The organism is Flammeovirga aprica JL-4 (assembly GCF_012844305.1).
Classification (GTDB): Bacteria; Bacteroidota; Bacteroidia; order Cytophagales; family Flammeovirgaceae; genus Flammeovirga; species Flammeovirga aprica.
In genome coordinates, this window is sequence record NZ_JABANE010000199.1 from 1 (window position 1) to 6,830 (window position 6,830).

6 protein-coding genes are annotated in these 6,830 nt (G+C 33.1%); 2 read left to right on the top strand and 4 right to left on the bottom strand.

Going from position 1 to position 6,830, the window contains the following annotated elements; translation table 11 throughout:
• Positions 1-227: 227 nt before the first annotated feature.
• The 4 genes from HHU12_RS32505 to lipA all read right to left on the bottom strand — a co-directional run bounded on the left by HHU12_RS32505 (position 228) and on the right by lipA (position 4,991).
• Complete coding sequence (locus HHU12_RS32505; RefSeq protein WP_169660902.1) at positions 228-2,573, bottom strand: outer membrane beta-barrel family protein; 2,346 nt, start codon at positions 2,571-2,573, stop codon at positions 228-230.
• Between the two features lie 336 nt (positions 2,574-2,909).
• Positions 2,910-3,797 (bottom strand): DMT family transporter, encoded by an 888-nt coding sequence (locus HHU12_RS32510; RefSeq protein WP_169660903.1) that lies wholly within the window; start codon positions 3,795-3,797, stop codon positions 2,910-2,912.
• 1 nt (position 3,798) lies between these two features.
• Entirely contained in the window at positions 3,799-4,029 is a 231-nt protein-coding gene (locus HHU12_RS32515; protein WP_062619681.1) for a cytochrome b5 domain-containing protein, read from the bottom strand.
• A gap of 71 nt (positions 4,030-4,100) precedes the next feature.
• Entirely contained in the window at positions 4,101-4,991 is an 891-nt protein-coding gene (gene lipA, locus HHU12_RS32520; protein ID WP_044207577.1) for a lipoyl synthase, read from the bottom strand.
• Positions 4,992-5,245: 254 nt separating this feature from the next.
• Between lipA and HHU12_RS32525 the strand changes: the two genes are divergently transcribed.
• Positions 5,246-5,851, top strand: a complete 606-nt coding sequence (locus tag HHU12_RS32525; protein WP_062620029.1) for a NifU family protein — start codon at positions 5,246-5,248, stop codon at positions 5,849-5,851.
• A 157-nt stretch (positions 5,852-6,008) separates the two neighbouring features.
• A complete protein-coding gene (locus tag HHU12_RS32530; RefSeq protein WP_169660904.1) occupies positions 6,009-6,551 on the top strand; it encodes a dihydrofolate reductase family protein in 543 nt (180 codons plus the stop codon).
• Positions 6,552-6,830: the final 279 nt, after the last annotated feature.

Below are 6,830 nucleotides of genomic sequence, written 5' to 3' on the forward strand. Positions count from 1 at the left end.
GAATTGCATGTTATATTTGAGTCAGACTTGTAATAGATTTTTTGTTGGAACTCAAATTTATGCAAGTTAAAACCCCGAAAAAAGCCTAATTCGACATTTTTCGGGGTCTTTTTTACATTTTAGAACAAGTAAATAACTCATTGTTAGTAGATTAAGTATTTACCAAGGTTCCCTAATTAAATGATTTGGTTACGGCCTACTCATTGCTGGCTTTTCGGTTTCAGCCATTATAATCTATGTTTATTCTGATTATTCGAAATGTTACGTTTTTTCTTTGATGATTTGTTCTTGGAGTTAATAGTATAACTTAGCCATAATACAATACTTCTTGTGTTCTTTTTCTGATAGAAATCAAAGTATGAATCTTGAAATTCAGATTCATTCCTAACTCTAATTGAATTCAAAATATCAGTAAGATAGAGTCTTGTATTAAGCTTATTATTAAGAAAAGATTTCTTGATAATAAGATTTAAAGAGTAGTTTTCAGCATTAAAATAAGTTCCGCTTAAAAAGGGGGACATGTAATTTCCAAAAAGGTCAATAGACATTGTTTTATTCAATGAAAAGCCATTGTACATATAGAAAAATGCTGTAGCTTGATTGAGGTTTTGATTAACTATTTTTCTTTCGAAAAGTTCTCCTATCAGTTTTATTTTCCACCACTCCGTAATTTTTTTGTTGTAATTATATTCTACACCATACTGCTGGGTAGTCCCATTATTCACATTTTGATGAACAGCAATATCATTTTCCATACTCCACAACCCTGTAATTACATCTTTTTTGTGATTAAAGTAAAAAGATAAATTATGATTTCTTTTCGAGAGAGTAAACTCATACTTATCTAGCAATTCAGGTGTTAAGTTAGGATTTCCAATATCATATCTATAATCATTAATCTTGTTCACGTTATTATTTAATATTCTAAAGGAAGGTCTTGTCAACCTTTTAGAATAACTCAATGAAATAGATATGTCGTTCTTTAGCTTGCTAGAATAATATATAGAAGGAAGCCATGTCAAATAACTACCATTTACCTTTGAACTATTGGTCAGATCATTGTTTTCAAATTGTGTATGTTCACCTCGTAATCCAATTTTTATATAATTCTCTCCTAAAGAATAACTAATAGAAGTATATGCAGAATTAATGTATTCCTTATTTTTAGAATGGTTAGTTCTTTCATTAGGCACAAATTGTCCATCAATAACAGTCTTGGAATCTAAAACATTATCTCTTAAAGTCGAAAGATGTTTTATACCTACTAAAAGGTTTAATCCGCTTATAAACTTTTTATTCAAATCAGATTGAATGGAATACATTTCAGTTAAATTATTGGACTTATTCAGGTCTTCTACACCATCATATTCAGGCGAGTCATACTCCGATGAATTAAATAAATCATTATTATATGTATGATTTATATAATCACCAACGAATGTAACTTTGCTTCCCAAGGTGTCTAACTTGAAACTATAGTTCAATATGAAATCTACCATCTGAGTCGAAATATCATAAGTAGAATAGGTTTTCCCTTCCACTTTTGGAATATTATTAACATCAGAAATTAAAAGATTATTGTTATTATTTAGTCCTAAATTATCATCCTTAATATAAAATTCTAAACCAGCTTCTTGTTTAGGTGAAATTTTAAAAATTGTACCAAGTCTGCTATTAACATTATTATTAATCTTATGATCATAATAACCTTCAGTAGTTTGATTTTCTAAAGATTCTTTAATCAAAAAGTTAGATTTATAATCTTCTTTACCTAATTCGTTTACTAGACCAAGTGTAAAATAAAACTGCCATTTACTTTTTGCATAATTAAATGACATAGAGTTATTTAAATCATACAAATTATTAAAATATGTACTATAATACGTTTTTAAATTTAGATTATAACCAGCACTTTCTTTTTTCAATACTATATTAATAACACTACCTGTTATATCCCCATCGTTTTCTGCTGAATTATTAGTTTGGATCTCAACCCTATCTATATCCTTCGTCAATAGACTATTTAAATATTCGCTTAAAGCATCTCCTTTTAAGTTTAATCTTCGACCATTTATAAGAATAGTTACAGCTTCTTGCCTTAATAAAATTTGATTGTTATGATCTACCCATATCATAGGTATTTTCTGTAACATCTCAATAGATGAACTTTCTTTTTCTAAAGGAGAATCACTCACATGGAAAATAAATTTATCTTCTTTTTTCTCAAAAATATTCTGATCTCTTACAACTACTTCCTTCAATTTTTGATCAAAAGACAATACTAGCTCTCCAAGGTTGTGCGTATTATCAACTTTCATGGTCTTTGTAAGGTAACCTACTGAACTTACCTGCAAAATTACATTCGGTAGATTACTTGATACTTTAAAAAAACCAGTAGAATCAGAAAATGTTCCATTTACAATTGAACTATCTGACTCATTTAGCAATACAATATTGGCATATTCAATAGGAGCATTTTCAATATTTACTACTTTCCCCTCAAACGTGGATTGAGCGTATAAAAAATTCGTTGCTATTAAAGTAAATAATATAAATTGAATTATTTTAAACATTAGTTAGCTGTTTACTAAATACCCCCTTTTAATTATCACGGAATATTTACATTTTGATAGTTAATTATATTTGAAACAATAGCTTTTGCTATTTACCTCAGAAGTTTATAAAATCTACCTCAAGTATAATACTTGGTCACACAAGAGTAATAATAATTTTAATTTTGAAAGTTACCTTTACGCTTTCACGTAATGTTGTTTGAGTTTAAACTTAAGATGATTAAATATTTCTTTAGCGTTTATTATTTAGACCCTTTTAAGCTCTTTTTGCCACCACAAGTAAAGAGGTGTTATATTTTATTAACTAGAATAAAACCACAAACAACTTAATATAAACTATTTCGTTCTCAAAGAAATCAAATATACCCCCACAAAAATCAATGTGGCTGCAATCACTTGTACAACCTTAATAGATTCATCCAAAACCAATACAGCCACAATTGTTGTAACCATTGGTTGGAAATAAATATAGAAACTAGCTGTTGATGCATTAACTACTCGCATTGCCAAAGCATAAAATAAATAAGCGAGGAAAGATGTACAGACCACCACATAAGAGATTGCGATCCAAATAGATGTTGGAATAACTTCCCAATCTGTAGCTTGTACGTCCGACCAAGTGGCTAGGGTAACAAAAGGTACAGCCATTACAAATACCCACTTCATCACTGTAAACGGGTGATATTTGGCTAAAAGAGGTTTTGAAACAACAAGGTAAACACTGTAAAAAGCGGCATTGACAAAGACCATAAAATCACCTTTCATTGATCCTGAATGAAAAGCCACTCCGTTGAGACCAATCATCATAATTGCCCCGATGAAACCCATAGCAATTCCTGTGATTTTAAGGGGTGTCACTTTCTCTTTTAAGAAAATAAAAGATAGTGTAAGCACTATTACGGGAGAAGAAACTACAATAATAGAAGCATTGATGGGACTTGTCTGAGACAAACCATCGAAGAATAATAATTGGTTAATACAGGCTCCAAAAATAGCCGCTGCTAAAAACCTTGGAAGATCTTTCTTGTCCTTGATTTTTTCCTTTACTGTAAATTGGTGCAGGAGCGTAAAGAGAATGGCTGCGCCTGTTATTCTAAGAAAGATAAAAGCGTAGGGTGTGATATAAGCAGGCATGGCCAACTTAGAAATCACAAAATTGCATCCATAAATTACAGACGCGCCCATCAAGAAGAGGTGAGCATGAAGTTTTGTTAGTTTAGTCATTTTAGTCTTCCAATTCTGCGATTGGCTCAAATTTGTCGAAAACAAAAGCAGTATGAGGGGCATCTTTCATTTCTGGTGTCAGATCTTGCCCTGCCCAGTGCTGATAGTGCTTTCCATCTCTCCATAATCTTGATTTGGTCATATCATAGATTTTCCCTTCAAAAGCGACCCAGATCTCCTCTTTGTCCTGACCGTTTCTCAACGCCAACTGTTGTTTTGTATATTTTTCCATAAGGGTAAAAATAATGGCTTTGTTAAATCGAATATAACAAAGCCATTGTGAAAAAGTTTATGTCATTTGAATTAAATCGGCACATTTACGTGACGCTCAGCATGGTATGATGAACGTACTAATGGGCTCGACTCAACGTATTTGATACCTCTTTTTAAACCTTCTTCTCTGTACATCTCAAACTTGTCTGGGTGGATGTACTCAATTACCTCATGGTGCATTTTAGTAGGCTGTAAGTATTGACCTAAAGTCATTACATGCAAACCTCTTTCTGCAAGGTCGTCCATGATTCTGAATACCATCTCGTCTGTTTCACCTAAACCAAGCATGATACCTGTTTTAGCACGACGGCCAGCATCCACAATTCTTTTGATATGCTCTAAAGAACGATCGTATTTTGCTTGAGGACGAACGGCTCTGTAAAGTTCTTTCACAGTTTCCATGTTGTGTGAAATCACTTCCTGACCACCTTCCATCATTCTATACAACGCATCCCAGTTTTTTCTTGTATCAGGGATTAGCGTTTCGATAGTTGTTTCCGGATTGAGCTTTTTTGTTTCTACTACAGTTTGGTACCAAATTTCAGCACCTCTGTCTTTTAGCTCATCTCTGTTTACAGAAGTAATTACGGCATGCTTTACCTGCATTTTGTGGATGGCATCCGCAACACGTTTGGGCTCTTCTGCATCGTATTCGGTTGGTCTACCTGTTGCTACTGCACAGAAAGAACATCCACGAGTACATATATTTCCTAAAATCATGAAAGTAGCTGTACCTTCACCCCAGCATTCCCCCATGTTCGGGCAGTTACCGCTTTGGCAAATAGTATTCAACTTATGCTGATCTACCAATTTACGCACTTTAGCATATTCCTTCCCGATAGGTAGTTTTACACGCAACCAATCCGGCCTACGTTGAGGCTTTTCTTTTTTCTCCGAAGAGATTACTGGTAGTTCTATCATTTAATTTCTCGTTTTCGTTTTCGATTACAAGAATAACTCATAATCAAGGACAAAGTTACAAACTTGTTTCAGAATTATGAAATCATGTCACTAATTCAATATATTTCCTCTTTTTGGAGGTCAAATTGTTAATTTTGACTGAAAAAGCTGTTTGTTTTCCCTATTTCTTTTGATAAGAATCTGCTAAATGTTTGTTTTGCCAAATATTGTGATTACACACAAAATATATTTGATCATAAAAAAAATCAATCACGATGGAAAATTCAACACAACAAGCAGGACGTCCAAAGCAAAATATAACGATATATACAGAAGCGAACCCTAACCCGAATTCCATGAAATTCATGTTGAGTTTTATGTTATTGAAAGGTGGTGAGAGCTATGATTTCCCAAGCATCGAAGAAGCAGAGGTTTCTCCTCTAGCAAAAGAGCTTTTCGAAAAGTTTGAGGAAGTAGAGCGTATCTTCTACATGAGTAATTTTATCACAATTACTAAAAAGGAGGGAAGCACTGACTGGATCGAAATCATTCCTAAGTTCAAAGAGTTCTTATTGGAGTATTTCGAAGCTGAAAAGCCAATCTTCGAGAATATTGATGAAACTATCGTAGAAAAGGCCGAGTCTGAAGCAATCAAGAAAATCAGAGGTGTTTTAGATGAGTACATCAAGCCAGCCGTTGAAATGGATGGTGGTGCTATCAAATTCCACTCTTTTGATGAGGAAACTGGTATTGTAAAAGTATTACTTCAAGGTGCATGTTCTGGTTGCCCTTCTTCAACTTTCACACTTAAAATGAGCATTGAGAACTTATTGAAAAGAATGGTTCCTCAAGTGAAAGAAGTAGTAGCGGAAGGCGTTTAATAGAGCATCGCTTTTTGAATAAAAGATTAAGAGTTAAGGGTGAAGAACTAAAATAAATGTTCTCTATCTTTAACTCTTTTTTTATGGTGTTGACCCCTGTTATTTTTCTATAGATAATCCATTTTTAATTTAGCCTTTATAACAAGAGAAAAGAATAATGGAAACTAGAAATATCGTATTTATTGCAAAAAGTTTAGATGGTTACATCGCTGGCCCAGAAGGAGAGCTAGATTGGCTAAACAGTGTACCCAATCCTAACCATGAAGATGTTGGACTTCATCCTTTAATGGAAAGAATTGATGGTTTGATCATGGGACGAAATACATTTACGATGGTTTGTAATATGGGAGGTGAATGGCCTTACTCAAAACCTGTATTTGTTTTATCCAATACTTTAAAAGAGGTTCCGGAAGAATTTGAAGATAAGGCAATTATAGTCAACGGTCCTTTGCATGAGTTAATTAATGATCTTCATGCTGAAGGATTTTATCAATTGTATATTGATGGAGGTATCACAGTGCAGAACTTCTTGAAAGAAGATTTAATTGACGAGATGATCATTTCTACACTTCCGATCTTATTGGGTGGCGGTACTCCTCTTTTTGGAAGCCTTCCAAAGTCGATGATGTTTGATCATGTTGAATCAAAAGTACTGTTGAATCAAATTACTCAAGATACTTATTTTAGAAATAGAAGTTAGGTACTAGGACAAAAGTAATCGAGTGTTTCTTGCACCATAGTTAAAACTATGGGCAGGTGATAAGGCAACCTAATCAAGACTAAAGTCTTGAAGGTTGGCAACGAAGACAACACTTTAGTGTTGTTGGAGTCAATATCACTAGCCCATGACTTCTCTTATGGTTAATCCAAATAAAATCCTTATTATTTAGTACAATTTTATAAAAATTCCTTCAATAAGTTTTTCCAAGCAAAACTAAACCTGAATTTCATCGGTAAAGGGTATATAAACTCCTTCATT

Coding starts and splice junctions, on each gene's coding strand:
- HHU12_RS32505 (WP_169660902.1), bottom strand. CDS start 2,573: ATGTTTAAAATAATTCAATTTATATTATTTACTTTAATAGCAACGAAT.
- HHU12_RS32510 (WP_169660903.1), bottom strand. CDS start 3,797: ATGACTAAACTAACAAAACTTCATGCTCACCTCTTCTTGATGGGCGCG.
- HHU12_RS32515 (WP_062619681.1), bottom strand. CDS start 4,029: ATGGAAAAATATACAAAACAACAGTTGGCGTTGAGAAACGGTCAGGAC.
- lipA (WP_044207577.1), bottom strand. CDS start 4,991: ATGATAGAACTACCAGTAATCTCTTCGGAGAAAAAAGAAAAGCCTCAA.
- HHU12_RS32525 (WP_062620029.1), top strand. CDS start 5,246: ATGGAAAATTCAACACAACAAGCAGGACGTCCAAAGCAAAATATAACG.
- HHU12_RS32530 (WP_169660904.1), top strand. CDS start 6,009: ATGGAAACTAGAAATATCGTATTTATTGCAAAAAGTTTAGATGGTTAC.